Genomic DNA, 19,479 nt, shown 5'->3' on the forward strand with positions numbered 1-19,479 from the left:
CCAGCAGCGGCAGCGGGTCGCTGCCGCTGACCGGCTCCCGCAGCGGATGCGCGGCCAGCACCGCGTCCACCTCCGGCGTCAACGCCGCCGCCAGCCGGGACGCGGCCGGGCGGCTCTCGTCGCGCAGGGCGTCCACGGCGGCGAGCAGGACGCCCCTGGACCCGGAGTCGGGCACCCCGGCCGCCGCCCGCTCGTGCAGCCGCGCGCCCTCCTCCAGGACGACCTCGGTGTCCATGCCCGCCGGGATCTTGATCCCCGCGTGGTGCCGCCAGGTGGTGACCGGATCGCCCCACGCCTCCACGGCGTACGTCCACAGCCCCGGCTCCCCGGCGGTGACGGTCGCCCCCCACCTGTCCGTGCCGGGCGCGAGCTCCCGCATCGGCGTGAACGGCCCCGGACGCCCCTCGGGGTCCCTCAGCACCACGTCGGCGGCGACCGCGTCGTGCCCCTCGCGGAACACGGTCGCCGAGATCTCGAACGACTCCCCGGCCACGGCCTTGGCCGGCCGGCGTCCCTGCAGGACCATCGGCCGGACGTCGAGGACGGGGATGCGCCCCACGGCGGTCGCGGGGCCGGGCGTCACGGAGGGCGGCGGGGGGCCGGTCTCGGCCGGGCGGGCCGGAGAGGATCCGGCGCCGCGCTTCACGGGGGTCCGGGCGGCGCCTGGTGTCGGAGGGGAGGACGAGTGGTGCTTGGCGGGCATGACCGCTCCTGTCCGCGTCAACGTGGGTGGGCGGATGACTGTGGGGAGGTGGGTCCTGCGTGGTGCTGTCGAGGGAGTACCCGCAGGAGCCTTCCCACACTGTTCGGGTGGACAACCCGGCACTTTGTTAACTACTCACGCGTATGTCGACACACAAGACCGGCCTCGTCCGCGCGGGCCGGAGCCGGTCGCCGGTGGGCCCGCTCCCACGGCCGCGACGCCGTTCCGGGCGGTCGGCGCCGGGTGTCGCGCGGGGGCGCCGCCACGCGGGCGGAACCTGGGGCAGCCGGTTCGGCGAGCCGAGCCCACGCCCGGCCGCCTTCCCGCTCGCCGCGCCCGTGACCAGCGCGTTCGCCACCTGGGCCGGGGTCGCCCGCCGGTGTTCGGCGAGGTGCGGCGCCGCCGCGCCCGCTCCGTGCGGGGACGTCATCGGGGTACCGGAGCGGGTGGGCCGCGCGGTGGCGCCCGCGGTACGGACCGAGGGCCCGGGGTGGAGGGACCGAGGGCGGAACCGGAGCGGGAAAAGGCCGGTTTCTTGTCCTGCCGGCCGGTGGCGCCGACCGGGAGGGCCCGTTCCCACCCGCCGTCGAATACAGCGCGGCAGGCCCGCCCCCGTCGCCCGCGGCGACCGGGTACGTGACACCGGAGGCGAGGGAGGCGAGGGAGGCGAGGGAGGCGCGGACGGCGGCGTTCGGCCGCGCGTGCGGGGAGCCGCCGAGGCCGGCGGCCGCGGGCCCCCTCGGGTTCCGGGTGACCCGGCCGGCGCCGGCGGTCATCCGGGCGGTGGTGCCCGGGCCGGCGCCGTCCAGGACGCCCACGAGGGCGGAATCGGCCACACCCGTCCCGAGGTGAATCGTTTGACCGGGGGTACGGAGGTACCCGTGTCCCCCGGCTTCCCGCGCGACGCGTGTCCGCGCCGGTACTGTCGGCAACGATGCCCGGACGCACACCGCGTCTCTCACGAACCCGCCGAGGTGGCTTGTGAAGGCGATCCGTCGATTCACCGTCCGACCCGTGCTCCCCGAACCCCTCCGGCCCCTGAGCGATCTGGCCCGCAACCTGCGCTGGTCCTGGCACGCCGGGACCCGTGACCTGTTCCGCTCCGTCGACCCCGAGCGCTGGGCCGCCGCCGGCTGCGACCCCGTACGGCTGCTCGGCGGCGTGGCGCCCGAGCGGCTCGCCGAGCTGGCCGGCGACCGTGACTTCCTGGACCGCCTCGACGCGGTCGCCGGCGATCTGGACGCCTACCTGACCGGCGACCGCTGGTACCAGGCGCAGACCGACCGGCTGCCCGCCGCCGTCGCCTACTTCTCCCCGGAGTTCGGCATCACGGCCGCCCTGCCGCAGTACTCCGGGGGACTCGGCATCCTCGCCGGCGACCACCTCAAGGCCGCCAGCGACCTCGGCGTCCCCCTCATCGGCGTCGGCCTGCTCTACCGGCACGGCTACTTCCGGCAGTCCCTGTCCCGGGACGGCTGGCAGCAGGAGCACTACCCCGTGCTCGACCCCCACGAGCTGCCCCTGGACCAGCTCGAGCAGCCCGACGGCACCCCCGTCCAGGTCACCCTCGCCCTGCCCGGCGACCGCTGCCTGCGGGCCCGGATCTGGCTGGCCCGGGTGGGCAGGATCCCGCTGCTCCTGCTGGACTCCGACGTCGAGGAGAACGACCCCGGCGAACGCGGGGTGACCGACCGGCTCTACGGCGGCGGCAGCGAGCACCGGCTGCTCCAGGAGATGCTGCTCGGCATAGGAGGGGTCCGCGCGGTCCGCGCGTACTGCGAGCTGACCGGGCATGCCGCACCCGAGGTGTTCCACACCAACGAGGGACACGCCGGCTTCCTCGGCCTGGAGCGCATCGCCGAACTGCGCGCCGAGGGGCTGGACTTCGACACGGCGCTCGAGGCGGTGCGCGCGGGGACCGTGTTCACCACGCACACCCCCGTCCCGGCCGGCATCGACCGCTTCGACCGCGAACTGGTCGCCCGGCACTTCGGCCCGCACGCCGAACTGCCGGACATGGAGGTCGACCGCATCCTCCGGCTGGGCAGGGAGAGCTATCCCGGCGGCGAGCCCGGCCTGTTCAACATGGCCGTCATGGGCCTGCGCCTGGCCCAGCGCGCCAACGGCGTCTCCCTGCTGCACGGCCACGTCAGCCGTGAGATGTTCGCCGGGCTCTGGCCGGGCTTCGACCCGGAGGAGGTGCCCATCACCTCCGTCACCAACGGGGTGCACGCGCCCACCTGGGTCGCCCCCGAGGTGTTCCGGCTCGGCGCCCGGCAGATCGGCGCCCAGCGCACCGAGGAGGCGCTGAGCGTCGGCGACTCCGACCGTTGGGACTCCGTCGCGGACATCGCCGACCAGGACATCTGGGAGCTGCGCCGCTCCCTGCGCGAACTGCTGGTGCTGGAGGTGCGCGAGCGGCTGCGCGCCTCCTGGCGGCAGCGCGGCGCCGGCACGGCCGAGCTGGGCTGGATCGACGGGGTGCTCGACCCGGACGTGCTGACCATCGGCTTCGCCCGGCGCGTCCCGTCGTACAAGCGGCTGACGCTGATGCTGCGCGACCGGGAGCGGCTGACGGACCTGCTGCTGCACCCCGAGCGGCCGGTGCAGATCGTGGTCGCGGGCAAGGCGCACCCGGCGGACGACGGCGGCAAGCGGCTCATCCAGGAGCTGGTCCGGTTCGCCGACGACCCGCGCGTACGGCACCGGATCGTGTTCCTGCCCGACTACGGCATGGCGATGGCGCAGAAGCTCTACCCCGGCTGCGACATCTGGCTGAACAACCCGCTCAGGCCGCTGGAGGCGTGCGGCACCAGCGGGATGAAGGCCGCGCTCAACGGCTGCCTCAACCTGTCCGTCCTCGACGGCTGGTGGGACGAGTGGTTCCAGCCCGACTTCGGCTGGGCCGTCCCCACGGCGGACGGCGTGGGGACCGACCCGGACCGGCGCGACGCCATAGAGGCCGCGGCGCTGTACGACCTGCTGGAGCAGCGGATCACCCCGTGCTTCTACGACCGGGGGCGCGATGGGCTGCCGGACCGGTGGATCGAGATGGTGCGGCGGACGCTGGGCCTGCTCGGGCCGAAGGTGCTGGCCGGGCGGATGGTCCGGGAGTACGTGGAGCGGCTGTACGCGCCGGCCGCGCACGCGCACCGTGCGATGGACCCGGACGCCGCGCGTTCCCTCGCCGAGTGGAAGGCGCGGGTGCGCGCGGCGTGGCACGGTGTGACCGTCGACCACGTCGAGACGTCCGTGACGGGGGCCACCGCGGAACTCGGCAGCACGCTCGGGCTGCGGGTGCGGGTGGGGCTGGGCGGTCTGAAACCGGAGGACGTCGAGGTGCAGGCGGTGTCCGGGCGGGTGGACGGGGAGGACCGGATCGCCGACGCGACGGCGGTGCCGCTGAAGCCGGTGGGGGCGCCGGATCCGGAGGGACGGTGGGTGTACGAGGGGCCGCTGGCCCTGGACCGGACGGGGCCCTTCGGGTACACGGTGCGGATCCTGCCCGGGCACCGGCTGCTGGCGTCCGGGGCGGAGATGGGGCTGGTCGCGGTGCCGTCGGAGGACGTGGTGGAGGCGGCGGGCTTATTGATGAGGTGAGGTGGTGGCGGCCCGTCCGGCTGGACTCGGCCCGCCCGGCTGAACCCAGCCCCTCCGGCGTTTGAGGAGCGAGGGCCCGGGGGCAGCGCCCCCGGGGGACGGGAAGGGAAGGGGCGGCGGGGGCGACCGACCGGGGCGCGGCCTGCTGAGGCGGCGGCGGGGTGGTGGCGAGGCCCGCTGGAGGTGCCTCCCCCAGAGGGGGACCCCCAGCGCCCACCCTCGGCTGCGCTCGGGCGGGGGGACCCCCATCGCCCTGGGGGCACCTCCCAGGCCCTTGAGGCACTGGGGGAGGCACGACTGCCCGCAGGCCAGGGCGTTGGTATGGAGGACGTCAGTCCTGTTCGATGCCGCTCGTGGCCAGGCGGCGGAGGACCTTGCCGCAGCGGCGGGCGTACGCGTGCTGCATCGCGCGGGTGGCCGGGCCGCCCGCGCGGGAGTACCAGCGGGCCGGCCTGCTGAACGCCTCCACCGTCAGCCACACCGTCCCGTCGCCGGTGCGGTCCACGACGAACGACTCCTCGCCGCACTCGGGGTGCCCGTCCAGGGTCCCGTACGCCCAGCCGGCCCTGCGGTGCTCCTCCACCGTCCACACCACACGGCAGGGCGCCTTCACCACCCCGGCGAGGGTGATGGTGACGTCGACGTCCGGGGCCGCGCGGTCGGCGGCGGTCTCGACGCCGACCCCCAGCTCGCGGTGCAGCTCCCAGGTGAGCAGCGCCCGGGCGGCCTGCCGGAAGACGTCCTCGCCCTCACCGAGTCGTGTGCGCACGTGCATCGGGTGGAAGCCGGGAGGACAGAAGCCCCGCTCACGGGTCCCGCCGACGTGGTCGTAGGTGAAGTCCGCCGAAGACATGGGACCCAAGAGTAGAGGGGACCCGGGACCAGGGGGCCGAAGCCCCCGGGGACGCGGCCGGGGCGGCGCCCGGAGCGGGAGGAACGCTCCGGGCGCCGCCCGGTGGGCGAGGGGGACGGGATCAGCTGACGTTGATCGCGGTCCAGGCCGCCGCGACCGCCTTGTACTCGGTGCTGGTGGAGCCGTACAGGGCCGACGCCGCGTTCAGGGTGCCCGTACGGGCCGCCTTGTAGTTGGTCGTCGACGTGAAGTACGTGGTCAGCGCCTTGTACCAGATCTGCAGCGCCTTGGCGCGGCCGATGCCGGTGACGGTGGAGCCGTTGTACGTCGGCGAGTTGTAGGCCACGCCGTTGATGGTCTTGGAGCCGCTGCCCTCGGCCAGCAGGTAGAAGAAGTGGTTCGCGGGGCCCGAGGAGTAGTGCACGTCGACCGAACCGAGGCCGGAGGACCAGTAGTCCTTCGAGGCGCCGTCCTTGCTCGGCTTGTCCATGTAGCGCAGCGGGGTGCCGTTGCCGTTGATGTTGATCTTCTCGCCGATGAGGTAGTCACCGGTGTCGGCGGAGTTGGCCGCGTAGAACTCCGCGCCCGTGCCGAAGATGTCGCTGGTCGCCTCGTTCAGGCCGCCGGACTCGCCGCTGTAGTTGAGGCCCGCGGTGTTGGAGGTGACGCCGTGGCTCATCTCGTGGCCGGCCACGTCCAGCGAGGTCAGCGGGTGGGTGTTGCCGGAGCCGTCGCCGTAGGTCATGCAGAAGCAGCCGTCGGACCAGAAGGCGTTGACGTAGGAGCTGCCGTAGTGGACCCGGGAGTAGGCCGCCGCGCCGTTGTTCTTGATGCCGTTGCGGCCGAAGGTGTTCTTGTAGAAGTCCCAGGTCACCTGGGCGCCGTAGGCGGCGTCCACGGCCGCGGTCTGGTCGGTGGAGGAGCTGGAGGCGGTGCCGGTGCCCCACGTGTCGTCCGCGTCGGTGAACAGGGTGCCGGTGCCGGAGGTGCCGCGCGCCAGGTTGTAGGTCTTGTGGCCGCCGCGGCCGGTGTCGTACAGCTGGTACGTCGAGCCCGACTTGTAGGTGCCCAGGGTGACCGTGCCCGAGTACAGGCCCTTGCCGGTGCCGGTGTGGACGCCCTGCCACTCGTGCAGCTTCTCACCGGTGGCGGCATCGGTGATCACGTGCAGCTCGTTGGGGGTGCCGTCGTCCTGCAGGCCGCCGACCACGGTCTCGTAGGCCAGGACGGGCGTGCCGCCGGCGGCCCAGACCACCGTGCGGGGCGCGGAGTCGGCCTCCGTCCTCTCCGACCCGGCCGCCTCCGCGGCGGCCACCGCCTGCTTCTCGGCCTTGCCCGCGGCGATCTTCGGCGTCACGGAGGACACCTTGACGGCTGCCTCGACGGCCTTGGTCACGGTTCTGGCGCCGCCGGCGGCCGGCTCGTGCACGACCAGGTCGCCGCCGAGCACGGGCAGCCCGTCGTAGGTGCGCTCGTAGCGGGTGTGGACGGTGCCGTCGGCGTCCTTCACGACGTCCTTGACGACCAGCTTCTCCTTGGCGCCGAGGCCTATCTCGTCGGCGGTCCCGGTGGCCGACGCCTGCTGCTCCTGGATGAGGGAGGTGCGGGCGGCGGCGGACAGCGGCACCGGGGCGCCGGCCGGGGCCGGCTTGCCGGCGGGCGCGGAGTCGGCGGCTGCGGTACCGGTGGTCAGACCGGTGGTGAGCAGGGCTCCGGCCACGACGGTGGTGGCGACGGCCAGAGCGGTGCGCTGGTGACGCGCGTAGAGGGGAGTCACTCGAGCTCCTTGTGTCAAGTGGGGGCCCGGGCGGTTGGGGGCCGGCCGGGGTGGTGCGGTGGTGCGGTGGTGCGTCGAGCGAAGGAAGAGTGACATCAACGACGCGTACATGTCATGAGGGTCGAATGATGTTGGCCGAAAACAGTCGTCGAGGTGAACATTGCGTGCGGGTAAAACGGCCTGACCTCGGTAAAGGTCCAACCAGGGGAGTGCATGGGCTCGGCAAAAAAGGGACGTCGCCCCGGGGGTGCCTGACCACCCGGGGCGACGCTCTGACCACGGCTCTTTACGGGAAGGTGAGCTTCCAGCCGTTGATGTAGCCGGTGTCGTACCGCGCCCGGTCCTGTACGCGCAGCTGCCAGGTGCCGTTGGCGGCCTCGGAGGAGGCGTTGACCGTGAAGGTCTGGTTGATGTTGTCCGCGGAGCCGCCGCTGCGGTTGCGCAGGTTGTACACCGTGCCGTCCGGGGCCAGCAGGTCGACGACCAGGTCACCGCTGTAGGTGTGCACGATGTCGACCGAGACCTGGAGGTTGGACGGCGCGTTGCCGGTCCGTCCGGAGACGGTGATCGAGGAGGTCACCGCGGAGCCGGCGTCCGGGATCGACACGTCGGCGGTGTTCTCGAAGGACGTACCGCCGCCGCCGTCACCGGAGCGCGAGCCGACGTTGATGGCCGCCCACGCGTCCTGCACCGCCTTGTACTCGGCGCCGTCCGTGCCGTACAGCTCACCGGTCGCCGCCAGGGTGCCGGTGCGGGCGCCCGCGTAGTTGGTGGTGGAGGTGAACTTGGTGGTCAGCGCGCGGAACCAGATCTTCTCCGCCTTGGCGCGGCCGATGCCGGTGACCGGGAGGCCGTCCGAGGTGGGCGAGTTGTAGGTGACACCGTTGATGGTCTTGGTGCCGCTGCCCTCGCTCAGCAGGTAGAAGAAGTGGTTGGCGGGGCCGGACGAGTAGTGCACGTCGACGCTGCCGATGCCGGAGTACCAGCTGTCCTTGGACGCGCCGTCCTTGCTCGGCTTGTCCATGTAGCGCAGCGGGGTGCCGTCGCCGTTGATGTCGATCTCCTCGCCGATGAGGTAGTCACCGACGTCGGAGGAGTTGTTGGCGTAGAACTCGACGGTCGAGCCGAAGATGTCGCTGGTCGCCTCGTTCAGGCCGCCGGACTCGCCGCTGTAGTTGAGGCCCGCGGTGTTCGAGGTCAGACCGTGGGTCATCTCGTGCGCGGCCACGTCGATCGCGGTGAGCGGGTTGGCGTTGCCGGAGCCGTCGCCGTAGGTCATGCAGAAGCAGCTGTCGGACCAGAAGGCGTTGACGTAGTTGTTGCCGTAGTGGACCCGGGAGTAGGCGCCCACGCCGTCGCCGCGGATGCCGCTGCGGCCGTGCACGTTCTTGTAGTAGTCCCAGGTCAGCGCGGCCCCGTAGTGGGCGTCGGCGGCGGCCGACTCCGCGTTGGACGGGCTGCCGTTGCCCCAGACGTCGTCGGAGCCGGAGAAGAGCGTGCCGGTGCCGGAGGTGCCGCGGTTGAGGTTGTACGTCTTGTGCCCGCCGCGCGCCCCGTCGGTGAGGTTGTACGACGACCCGGACTGGGTGGTGGTCAGGTCGACGGTGCCGCTGTAGACGGTGTTGCCGGTCCCGTTCTGCACGGCCTGCCACTCGTACAGCTTCTCGCCCGTGGTGGCGTCGGTGACGACGTGCAGCTCCTGCGGGGTGCCGTCGTGCTGGAGACCGCCGACGACCGTCTCGTACGCCACGACCGGCTCGCCCTCGGCGGCCCAGATCACCTTGCGCGGGGCCCGGTCGACGTCGGCGCCCTCGGCCTTCTCGGCCTTCGCGGCGGACAGCGCCTGCTGCTCGGCCTTCGCGGCCGGCACCTCGGCGGTGGTGGTCGCGGGCTTCACCGCGGCCCTGGTGGCCTTGACGACGGAGTCGGCCGCGCCGGCCGTGTCGCCCTGGACGACCAGGTCGCCGCCGAGCACGGGCAGACCGTCGTAGGTGCGCTCGTAGCGGACGTGCACGGTGCCGTCGCGGTCCTTGAGGACGTCACGGACGACGAGCTTCTCCTTCGCGCCCAGGCCGAGGTCCTTCGCGGTCCGCGCCTTGGTGGCGTTCGCCTCGCGGATCAGCTCGGCGCGCTGGGCGGGGGTGAGCCTGACCGACTCCGAACCCGGCTTCGCCTTGCTCGCCGCCGCCGGCGTCCGCTCCGGGGCGGCGGTCGCGGTGCCCGACTGCACGGCCGTGGCGATCAGCGCGGCCACCCCGGCGAGGGCGACGGCGGCGGCACGGCGGTGCGTGGCGTGGGGGGTGCGTCTGTGGGACCTGCTTCTCAACGCTGACTCCTTCTGCGCGGCCGCGGGTCGCGCGGCCTGGGGAGACCGGACGGCGGGTGGGCCGCCCGGGCAGAACGGAAGTGCTGTGAGCCGTGACCGCCGGACAACGCTGCGATGACGCTGTGAGGTTGCTGTGGAGCGGCCGTGGGAAGAGTGGCAGGGGAGCGCGGTTCCTGTCAGGAGCGCGTCAGAACTTTGGCCGGAAACCGTTCGTTGTCCGGGAGTTCGCGTTCGGTATACGAACAGTTGAGGAGGCTGCCGTGGCCGTGACGGAGCGAAGGGGTGCGGGTCCTCGGATGCCGCCCCCGCCGCCCCTTCCCTTCCCGTCCCCGAGGGCCGTGCTCTTGGCCCCCCTTCGGCCCTGGACGGGCCTCGTCCTCAGGCTCCCCCGGAGGGGGCGCCCCCGGACGGGCCGGTCGTGCCGGACGGCCGGTCCCCGTGCCAGGAGCGCCACAGCGCCGCGTACGCCCCGCCGGCCGCCACCAGGGCTCCGTGCGCGCCGAGTTCGGTCAGGCGGCCGTTCTCCATGACGGCCACGCGGTCGGCGTCGTGCGCGGTGTGCAGCCGGTGCGCGACGGCGATGACCGTACGGCCCTCCAGGACGGCCGCCAGCGCGCGCTCGGTGTGCCGGGCGGTGGCCGGGTCGAGCAGGGCGGTGGCCTCGTCGAGGACCAGCGTGTGCGGATCGGCCAGCACCACCCGCGCCAGCGCGAGCTGCTGCGCCTGTGGACCGTCGGTGGTGCGACCGCCCTCGCCCAGCTCCGTGTCCAGGCCCTCCGGCAGCTCCCGCACCCACGCCTCGGCGCCGACCACGGCCAGCGCCGCCCACAACTCCTCGTCCCCGGCGTCCGGTTCGGCGATGCGTAGATTGTCGCGGACCGACCCGAGGAACACGTGGTGCTCCTGGGTGACCAGGACGACCTGCCGGCGCAGCCGCTCCGGGTCCAGACCCGCCACCGGCACCCCGCCCACGGTCACGCTCCCCGCGGTCGGCGCGTCCACGCCCGCGAGCAGCCGGCTCAGCGTGGTCTTGCCCGCACCGGACGGCCCCACCACCGCCAGCCGCTCGCCCGGCGTCACCGTCAGATCGACCCCGCGCAACACCTCGACGCCTCCGTCGTAGGCGTAGCGCGCCCCGGTCACGTCGATGCGGTCACCGGCCGGATCCGCACCGTCGCCCCGCCGGGCCGCGCGCGGAGCCCGGGCCACTCCCTCCACCCGGGCGAAGGAGGCGCCGCTGCTCTGCAACTGCTCCAGCCGCATCAGCACCTCGTCCAGCGGACCGCTCAACTGCAGCAGATACAGGGAGACGCTCACCACCGCGCCGAGGCTCACCGCGCCCCGCTCGTGCAGCACCCCGCCGATCAGCAGCACCCCGGCCACCGGCACGGCGTACGACACCTCGACCACCGGGAAGAACACCGAGCGCAGGAACAGCGTGCGGAACCGGGTGCGGCGGGAGGTCTCCAGCGCCTCCCGGCTCGCCCGGATCCGCCGCTCCTGGAGCCGGAACGCCTCCACCGTGCGGGCCCCCGCCGCCGTCGACGCGATGATCTCCGCCACGTCCGAGTTCGCCGCGCCCTCGGTGAGGTAGGCGTCCCGGGCCCGGCGCAGGTACCAGCGCACCGCGAGCCAGATCGGTGTGAGACACAGCAGCCCGAGGGCGCCGAGGAGCGGATCCACCACGACGACCGCCGCCATCACGAACAGCGACTGCACCCCGTTGACCAGCAGCGAGGGCCCGGCATCGCGCAGGGTCGTGCCGACGGCGGTCACATCGGCCGTCCCCCGCGCCGTCAGATCACCGGTGCCCGCCCGCTCCACCACCGACGACGGCAGCGCCAGGACCCGCTCCACGAAGCGTTCCCGCACCCGCGCCAGCGTCCGCTCCCCGAAGCGGTGCCCCACGTACCGGGCCCAGCGGGACAGCAGCAACTGCGTGACCGCGCACAGCAGGATCACCGGCGCCAGCCGGTCCACCACCGCCACCCCGCCCCCCTCGCGCACCTCGTCGACGATCCGCCCCAGCAGCCAGGGCCCGGCCAGCCCCGCCAGGGCCGCCAGCGCGTTCAGGACCAGGACGCCGGCGAAGGCCCGCCCGTCCGCCCGCACCAGTTCCGCCGACGCCCGGCGCACCTCGGCGGGCCCGGCGAGGGGGAGTCGTTCCCCGTTCATCCCACGACCTCCTCGGTGGCGCTCCGGGCGGCGTCCCTGGCCACCAGCTCCCGGTAACCGGGCTCGCCGTCGAGCAGTTCCCGGTGGCCGCCGCTCGCCACCACCTTCCCGTCGGCCAGGAAGAGCACCCGGTCGGCCCGGTCCAGTACCAGCGGCGAGGTGGTGGCCAGCAGCGTCGTACGTCCCTCGCGGGCGGCGCGCAGCCGGTCGGCGACCATGGCCTCGGTGTGCGCGTCGAGCGCCGAGGTGGGCTCCACCGCCAGCAGCACCTCCGGGTCGGCCAGCAGCGCTCGCGCCAGCCGGACGCGCTGCCGCTGACCGCCGGAGAGGCTGCGGCCCCGGGCGGACACGACCGAGTCCAGCCCGTCGGGCAAACCCTGCACGACGTCGGCGGCGGCGGCCGCGCGCAGCGCCCGCAGCACGTCCTCGTCGGACGGGTCACCGCGCCCGGCCACCACCTCCCGCAGCGGACCGGCGAACAGATCGGCCTCGGGGTCGGCGACCAGGATCCGCTCCCGCACCCGCGCGAGCGCGATCTCGTCCAGCCGGACTCCGCCCCAGGTGACAGCCGACGGCGCGTACCGGCCGAGGCGGTCCACCACGGCGAGCGCGTCGGCGGGACGCGCGGCGGCGAGCGCGGTCAGCCGGCCCGGCAGCACCCGCACCCCCGACTCCGGGTCCTCCAGCACGGACGGCTCGGCCGGCGGATCGGCGGTGGCGGCGTCGGCCGGCGGCTCGAGCCGCAGCAGCGCCGTCACCCGCCGGGCGGCCACCACACCCCGGCTCAGCTGGTGACCGCACTCGATGAGGAACATCACCGGCCACACCAGGGTGGCGACGTAGCCGTACACCGACACCAGCTCGCCCACGCTGATGTGCCCCTGCGCGGCCTGCCGCGCCGCGATCCAGGTCACCCCCGCGAGGAACAGCGTCGGCAGTCCGGCGGCCAGCGCCTCCATCCAGCTGGTCACCGCACCGACCCGGTAGCCCTGTTCCCGCAGCCGCCCCGAGTCCCGGCGGAACGCGTCGGCGACCAGGTTCTTCCCGCCCAGCCCGCTCAACACCCGCAGCCCGCCCGCCAGGTCCCCGATCCGCGCGGTCAGCACGCCCTGCCGCTCCCGGTACTCCGTCTCCGCGCCCTGCAACCGCCCCACCAGCGGCCCCACGACGAGGCCGATCACCGGCACCCCCAGCAGCACCACCACCGCCAGCAGCGGCGAGACCGCCAGCAGCAGTCCGGCCACCACCGCATACGCCACGACCGCGCCCACCCCGGGCCCGACGACCGTCAGCGCCCCGGCGATCGTCTGCACGTCGCCCACCCCGATGGTGACGACCTCCCCGGCCCCGGCCCGCCGCTCCAGCGAGGCGCCCAGCCGCACCGTCTGCCCGACGACCACTTTCACGGTGCGGAAGTTGGCGTCCATCCGCACCCGCGTCATCGTGCGGTGCCGCATCGTGCTCAGCCAGGAGTTGAACCCGCTCACCAGGAACAGGGCACCGGTCCACAGCGCCAGCGCGCCCATGTCCCCCGGCTCCAGCCCGTCGTCCACCGCCCGGGACATCAGATACGGCGTCGCCGCCAGCAGCACCATCCACACACTGCCGAACACCGCCCCCGCCGCACACCGCCCCGGCTGCCGCAGCACCAGCCACCACAGATACCGGGCCCCGCCCCGCCGGTCGGGCGTGCCGGGGTCCTCGTACGCGTCGATCACCGCTCGTTCCCCCCTGTACGCCGTCGCGGTTACGCCAGACTGTCCCGCCAGGCCCGGTGCAGGTCGGCGAACCTGCCCGTCCCGGCGATGAGTTCGGCCGGGCTGCCGTCCTCCACGATCCGTCCGTGCTCCATCACCAGCACCCGGTCCGCGATCTCCACCGTCGACAGCCGGTGCGCGATCACCACCGCCGTACGTCCCTTCAGCACCGTCGCCATCGCCCGCTGCACCGCCCGCTCACCGGGGACGTCCAGCGAGCTGGTCGCCTCGTCCAGGATGAGGACCGCCGGATCCGCCAGCAACGCCCGTGCGAAGGAGACCAGTTGGCGCTGGCCGGCCGAGATGCGGCCGCCCCGCTTGCGCACGTCGGTGTCGTAGCCGTCGGGCAGGGCGGCGATGAAGTCGTGCGCGCCGATCTCCTTCGCCGCCTGCTCGATCTCCTCACGGGTGGCGTCCGGCCGGCCGATCGAGATGTTCTCGGCGACCGTGCCGGAGAACAGGAACGCCTCCTGCGTCACCATCACCACCTCCCGCCGCAGAGCGCGTCCCGCGAGGTCGCGCAGGTCCACCCCGTCCAGCAGCACCCGGCCGTCGGTGGGGTCGTAGAAGCGGGCGAGCAGCTTCGCCAGGGTCGACTTGCCCGCGCCGGTGGAGCCGACGACCGCGACGGTCTGCCCGGCCGGGAGGGTGAGGCCGAAGCGGGGCAGCACCTCGCCGCCGGTGCGGTACGCGAACCGGACGTCGTCGAAGACGACCTCGCGGCCGGGGAGCCCGGTGCGCCGGGCCGGCAGCTCCCGGGGCGCCGACGGCTCGGGCACGGACGGGGTCTGCGCCAGCAGCCCGGCGATCTTCTCCAGCGAGGCCGCCGCCGACTGGTAGGAGTTCAGGAACATGCCGAGCCGGTCGATCGGGTCGTACAGCCGGCGCAGGTACAGCACCGCCGCCGCCAGCACGCCCAGCTCCAGCGACCCCTCCGCCACGCGGTAGGCGCCCCACAGCACGATCAGCGCGACGGTGGTGTTGGCGGTGACCCGGGAGCCGACGACGTAACGGGCCATCTCAAGGAGCGCGTCGCCGTTGGTCCGCTCGTGCCGCCGGTTCAGCACCGCGAAGTCGGCGTCGTTGGCGGCCTCCCGGCGGAAGGCGCGCACCGGCCGGATGCCGTTCATCGTCTCGACGAACTTCACGATCACCGCCGCGATGGCCGTCGACCGCTTCCGGTACACCCGCCCGGCCCGCCGCTGGTACGACCGCACGAGCAGGTACAGCGGCACGAAGGACGCCACCGCGACGGCGCCGAGCCCGAGGTCCAGCCAGAGCAGCAGCGCCGAGATGTAGACGGCGGAGAGGATGACCATGACCAGCTCCTGCAGACCCTCCTCCAGCAGCTCCCGCAGGGACTCGACGTCGGTGGTGGAGCGGGAGATGAGGCGGCCCGAGGTGTAGCGCTCGTGGAAGTCGACGCTGAGCGCCTGCGCGTGCCGGAAGATGCGGCCGCGCAGATCGAGCAGCACGTCCTGGCTGACCCGGGCGGAGGCGGTGACGAAGCCGTACTGCAGCGCTCCGGCCGCCCCCGCGCACAGCAGGTAGCCCACCGCCACCGCGATCAGCGGCCCGTTGTCGTCGTCGCGGAACGCGGGCACGGCCCGGTCGATGGCGTACGCCACCAGCAGCGGCCCGGCCTGCACGGCGGCCTGCTGGAGCAGCAGCAACAGCGCGGTGACGAGCACCCTGCCGCGCAGGGGCGACAGCAGGGAACGCAGCAGTACGCCGGTGGCGCCCGGGGGAGTGGGCAGCCGGTCCTGGTCGAAGGGGTCGCCGGACGGCGGGGTCCGGTCGTCGTCCTGGTCCCGGACGGGTGCGGTGGTGGCCGCCGTCATCGCTCGTCCTCCTGTTCCCCCGCGGGGGCGCCGGACATGAGGTGTGCGTACTCGGGGTTGTCGCGCAGCAGTTCGTGGTGGGTGCCGACCGCGGTGATCCGGCCGCCGGAGAGCAGGGCGACGCGGTCGGCGAGCAGGACCGTGGAGGGGCGGTGGGCCACGATGAGGGCGGTGGTGTCCGCGAGCACCCGGCGCAGGGCCGCCTCGACGGCGGCCTCCGTGTGCACGTCGAGCGCGGACAGCGGGTCGTCGAGGACCAGGAAGTCGGGGCGCCCGACGACGGCCCTGGCCAGCGCGAGCCGCTGCCGCTGACCGCCGGAGAGGCTGAGCCCCTGCTCGCCGACCTGGGTGTCCACGCCCCGCGGCAGCGCGTGCGCGAAGTCGGCCTGGGCGACGGCGAGGGCGCGCTCCAGGTCCGCCGCGCCGCTTCCGCCGCCCATCAGCACGTTCTCGCCGACGCTGGCGGAGAAGAGGGTGGGTTCCTCGAAGGCGACGGCGACGCGGGACCGCAGCTCCTCGCGGGACATCTCGGTGATGTCCGTCCCGTCGAGGGTGATCCGGCCGGAGGTCACCTCGTGGAGGCGCGGCACGAGGGCGGTGAGGGTGGTCTTGCCGCTGCCGGTGGCGCCGACGAGGGCGAGGGACTCGCCGGGGCGGATGTGGAGGTCGACGCGGTCGAGGACGGGCGGGGAGTCGGAGGGGGCGTCGGGGTAGCGGAAGCTGACGTTCTCGAACCGTAGGCCTTCGGTGGTGCTGGTGCTGGTGTCGGCCGGGGGGTGGATGCGCCGCTCGGCGCTGCGAGGTGCCGCCGCGCCCACCCGTGCCGCCCCAGCGGCACGACTGCCCGCGGCTGCGGGGGAGTCCGGTGCCGCCGCGCCCGCCTGTGTCGTCCCAGCGGCACGACTGCCCGCGGCTGCGGGGGACTCGGGCTCGGCGTCCATCACCTCGAAGTACCGTTCCGTGGCCGTCGCCGCCTCCTGGCTCATCGCCAGCAGGAAGCCGATCGAGTCCACCGGCCAGCGCAGCGCCAGCGCGGTCGACAGGAACGCCACCAGCGTCCCCGCGGACAGCGACCCGTCCGCCACCCGCACGGCCCCCAGCACCAGCGCCGCCCCGATCGCCAGTTCGGGAAGCGTCACGATGACGCCCAGGATCGTCGCCAGCAGCCGGGCCTTGTGCAGCTCCGTCCCCCGCAACTTCCCCGACAGCTCCCGGAACGCCCGCGCCTGACTGCGGTGCCGCCCGAACCCCTTGACGATCCGGATGCCGAGCACACTCTCCTCGACCACCGTCGTCAGGTCGCCCACCTGGTCCTGCGCCAGCCGCGCCGCCCCGGAGTACCGCTTCTCGAACACCACGCACGTGACCAGCACCGGCACGGCCGGGACCAGGATCACCAGCCCCAGCGTCCAGTCCTGGACCAGCATGATGATCACGCCGACAAGGATCGTCACCCCGTTGACCAGCAAAAACGTCAGCGGGAAGGCCAGGAACATACGCAGCAGCATCAGATCCGTCGTGGCCCGCGACAGCAACTGCCCCGACGGCCACCGGTCGTGGAACGCGACCGGCAGCCGCTGCAGGTGCCGGTACAGAGCCGCCCGCATCTCCGCCTCGACGTGCGACAGCGGACGCGCCACCAGCCACCGCCGGAGCCCGAACAGCAGCGCCTCCGCCAGTCCGAGCAGCAGCAGGTACAGCGCGCCGAGCCACACCCCCGCCGGGTCCCGGTCGGCGATCGGCCCGTCCACCATCCACTTCAGGACGAGCGGGATGACCAGCCCGATGCAGGAGGCGACGATCGCGATGAACGCGGCGGTGAACAGCCGCGCCCGCACGGGCCGTACGAACGGCCACAGCCGCAGCAGCGTCCGCACGGTGGAGCGGGATTCCGGGGGAGAAGGTGTAGTGGACATCAGCAGCGAGCCTACGGTTCGCCGCTGACCCTGCCCACCGGGTTTCGGCCGGACCGTTCTCCGCCGCCGGTCCTACGACCTGCGCCTACGGGAAAGCCGTACGCACGCGTCAACCGATCGGCCGATACCCGTTCGCGTGCACGGGCGGTCAGGCCCGCACCCGCAGCAGCAGCACCGTCCGGCCCGGCACCGTGATCCGCTTCCCCCCGCGGTGCTCCACGGCCGGGGCCCGGTCCTGTTCCTCCCGCGCGGTGTCGACGACCACCTCGTACCGCCTGGCCCACGGCGGCCCCGGCAGCTCGAACTCCACCGGCTCGTGCCCCGCGTGCAGGACGGCCAGGAAGCTGTCGTCGAGGACCGGCGCCCCGTCCTCGTCGCGCCCCGGGATGTCCCGCCCGGAGAGGTACATGCCGAGCGTGGCGGCCGGCGCGTACCAGTCGTCCTCGGTCATCTCCGTGCCGCGCGGGGTGAACCAGGCCAGATCGCGCAGCCCGTCCGCGGAGTGCGCCCGGCCGGAGAAGAAGGCCCGGCGGCGCAGCACCGGGTGCCGGTGGCGCAGGGCGATCAGCCGGGAGGTCAGCTCCAGCAGGGGCCGCCAGTCCGGGTCGTCCACGAGCGCCCAGTCCACCCAGCCGATCTCGTTGTCCTGGCAGTAGGCGTTGTTGTTGCCGCGCTGGGTGCGGCCCATCTCGTCGCCCGCGACCAGCATCGGCACGCCCGTCGACAGCAGCAGCGTGGTCAGCAGGTTCCGCAGCTGCCGCCGCCGCAGGGCCCGTACGTCCTCGTCCTCCGTCTCCCCCTCCGCACCGCAGTTCCAGGACCGGTTGTCGTCCGTGCCGTCCCGGTTGCCCTCGCCGTTCGCCTCGTTGTGCTTGCGCCCGTACGACACCAGGTCGCGCAGGGTGAAACCGTCGTGCGCGGTGACGAAGTTGACCGAGGCGTACGGCCGCCGCCCGCCCCAGGCGTACAGGTCGCTGGAGCCGGACAGCCGGTAGCCCATCTCCCGCACGTCCGGCAGCGCGTGCCGCCAGAAGTCCCGCACCGTGTCGCGGTAGCGGTCGTTCCACTCCGTCCACAGGGGCGGGAACGCGCCCACCTGGTAGCCCCCGGAGCCCACGTCCCACGGCTCGGCGATCAGCTTCACCCGGCGCAGCACCGGATCCTGCGCGATCACCGCGAGGAACGGGGAGAGCATGTCGACGTCGTGCATCGAGCGGGCCAGCGCCGCCGCCAGGTCGAAGCGGAAGCCGTCCACGCCCATCTCCGTCACCCAGTAGCGCAGGGAGTCGGTGATCAGGCGCAGGACGTGCGGCTGGACGACGTGCAGGGTGTTGCCGCAGCCGGTGTAGTCGGCGTACCGGCGGGCGTCCGGCTGGAGGCGGTAGTAGCCGCGGTTGTCGACGCCCTTCAGGGAGAGCGTGGGGCCCAGCTCGCCCGCCTCCGCGGTGTGGTTGTAGACCACGTCGAGGATCACCTCGACGCCGGCCGCGTGCAGGGCGCGCACCATCCGCTTGAACTCGCCGACCTGCTGCCCCCTCGTCCCGGACGCGGCGTACCCCGCGTGCGGCGCGAAGTAGCCGATGGAGTTGTAGCCCCAGTGGTTGCGCAGCCCCCGCCGCAGCAGGTGGTCCTCGTGCGCGAACTGGTGCACCGGCAGCAGCTCCACCGCCGTGACGCCCAGCCGCACCAGGTGCTCGATCGCGGCGGGGTGCGCGAGACCGGCGTAGGTGCCGCGCAGCTCCTCGGGGACGCCCGGGTGCCGCCGCGTGAAGCCCTTGACGTGCAGTTCGTAGATCACCGAGTCCGCCCACGGCGTCTTCGGCCGGCGGTCGTACGTCCATTCGTCGTCGGGTCCGCCGTCGTGGACGACCACGCCCTTGGGGACGTACGGCGCGGAGTCCCGGTCGTCGCGCACGGTGTCCGCGACGTGCTGCTCCGGCCAGTCGCGGACGTGCCCGTACACCTCGGGCGGCAGCCGGAAGTCCCCGTCCACCGCGCGGGCGTACGGATCGAGCAGCAGCTTCGCGGGGTTCCAGCGGGCGCCGGTCCACGGGTCCCAGCGGCCGTGCACCCGGTAGCCGTAGCGTCGGCCGGGCAGCACCCCCGGCACGAAGCCGTGCCAGATCCCGTGCGTCAGCTCGGTGAGCCGGGCCCTGCTCTCCCCGCCCCGCTCGTCGAACAGGCACAGTTCGACCCCCTCCGCCCCGCCCGCCCACAGGGCGAAGTTGGTTCCCGCCACCCCGTCCGGGCCGACCCGGAACCGGGCGCCCAGCGGCGTCGGCCGGCCCGGCCGCACCGCCACCGTGGGCACGGGCGGCGCGGACCGCGCGCCGTTCACGACGGCCGCCGGGCGCCCGTCCCCGGTGGCCCGCTCCGCGGCCACCGCCTCCTGCTCGGCTGCGCTGGACACCTGTCAGCCTCCCGCGGCTCGTGGGGGACGGCGGCGGACAGGGGTGCACGGCCCGTTCATCGGCTCGGCCGCGGCTCCCCGGCGCGTCGTCCTCCCAAGGTTCTGCCCAGAGGGCGCCTCG

The 19,479-nt window shown here is 73.7% G+C and carries 10 protein-coding genes; 1 reads left to right on the forward strand and 9 read right to left on the reverse strand.

The window, feature by feature from the left end:
• Nucleotides 1–703: maltotransferase domain-containing protein (locus ADK41_RS35910; protein ID WP_030828598.1), on the reverse strand; the 703-nt coding region annotated here is incomplete at its 3' end.
• Nucleotides 704–1,684: 981 nt separating this feature from the next.
• On the opposite strand from ADK41_RS35910, the gene ADK41_RS35915 reads away from it, so the two are divergent.
• Complete coding sequence (locus ADK41_RS35915; protein WP_030828601.1) at nt 1,685–4,303, forward strand: glycosyltransferase family 1 protein; 2,619 nt, start codon at nt 1,685–1,687, stop codon at nt 4,301–4,303.
• Nucleotides 4,304–4,634: 331 nt separating this feature from the next.
• On the opposite strand, the gene ADK41_RS35920 is transcribed toward ADK41_RS35915, so the two are convergent.
• The 8 genes from ADK41_RS35920 to glgX all read right to left on the reverse strand — a co-directional run bounded on the left by ADK41_RS35920 (nt 4,635) and on the right by glgX (nt 19,358).
• Complete coding sequence (locus ADK41_RS35920) at nt 4,635–5,156, reverse strand: DUF1990 family protein (protein WP_030828604.1); 522 nt, start codon at nt 5,154–5,156, stop codon at nt 4,635–4,637.
• Between the two features lie 121 nt (nt 5,157–5,277).
• Nucleotides 5,278–6,933: a M4 family metallopeptidase gene (locus tag ADK41_RS35925; RefSeq protein WP_030828607.1), complete on the reverse strand. Its 1,656-nt coding sequence runs from the start codon at nt 6,931–6,933 to the stop codon at nt 5,278–5,280.
• A gap of 286 nt (nt 6,934–7,219) precedes the next feature.
• Nucleotides 7,220–9,259, reverse strand: coding sequence for a M4 family metallopeptidase (locus tag ADK41_RS35930; protein ID WP_030828610.1), 2,040 nt, complete (start codon nt 9,257–9,259; stop codon nt 7,220–7,222).
• A gap of 378 nt (nt 9,260–9,637) precedes the next feature.
• A complete protein-coding gene (locus ADK41_RS35935; RefSeq protein ID WP_030828612.1) occupies nt 9,638–11,434 on the reverse strand; it encodes an ABC transporter ATP-binding protein in 1,797 nt (598 codons plus the stop codon).
• On the reverse strand, nt 11,431–13,152 hold the full coding sequence (locus ADK41_RS35940; RefSeq protein WP_030828614.1) for an ABC transporter transmembrane domain-containing protein: 1,722 nt from the start codon (nt 13,150–13,152) through the stop codon (nt 11,431–11,433). Before ADK41_RS35940 ends, ADK41_RS35935 begins: the two co-directional genes overlap by 4 nt.
• A gap of 29 nt (nt 13,153–13,181) precedes the next feature.
• Complete coding sequence (locus tag ADK41_RS35945) at nt 13,182–15,032, reverse strand: ABC transporter ATP-binding protein (RefSeq protein ID WP_030828617.1); 1,851 nt, start codon at nt 15,030–15,032, stop codon at nt 13,182–13,184.
• Nucleotides 15,029–16,948, reverse strand: coding sequence for an ABC transporter ATP-binding protein (locus ADK41_RS35950; RefSeq protein ID WP_078662001.1), 1,920 nt, complete (start codon nt 16,946–16,948; stop codon nt 15,029–15,031). The genes ADK41_RS35945 and ADK41_RS35950 overlap by 4 nt, the downstream gene beginning before the upstream one ends.
• A 148-nt stretch (nt 16,949–17,096) precedes the next feature.
• Nucleotides 17,097–19,358 carry a glycogen debranching protein GlgX gene (gene glgX, locus ADK41_RS35955; RefSeq protein ID WP_030828623.1) on the reverse strand — a complete coding sequence of 754 codons (2,262 nt, stop codon included), beginning with the start codon at nt 19,356–19,358 and terminating at the stop codon, nt 17,097–17,099.
• Nucleotides 19,359–19,479 lie beyond the last annotated feature (121 nt).

This window comes from Streptomyces caelestis, assembly GCF_001279005.1.
GTDB lineage: Bacteria > Actinomycetota > Actinomycetes > Streptomycetales > Streptomycetaceae > Streptomyces > Streptomyces heliomycini.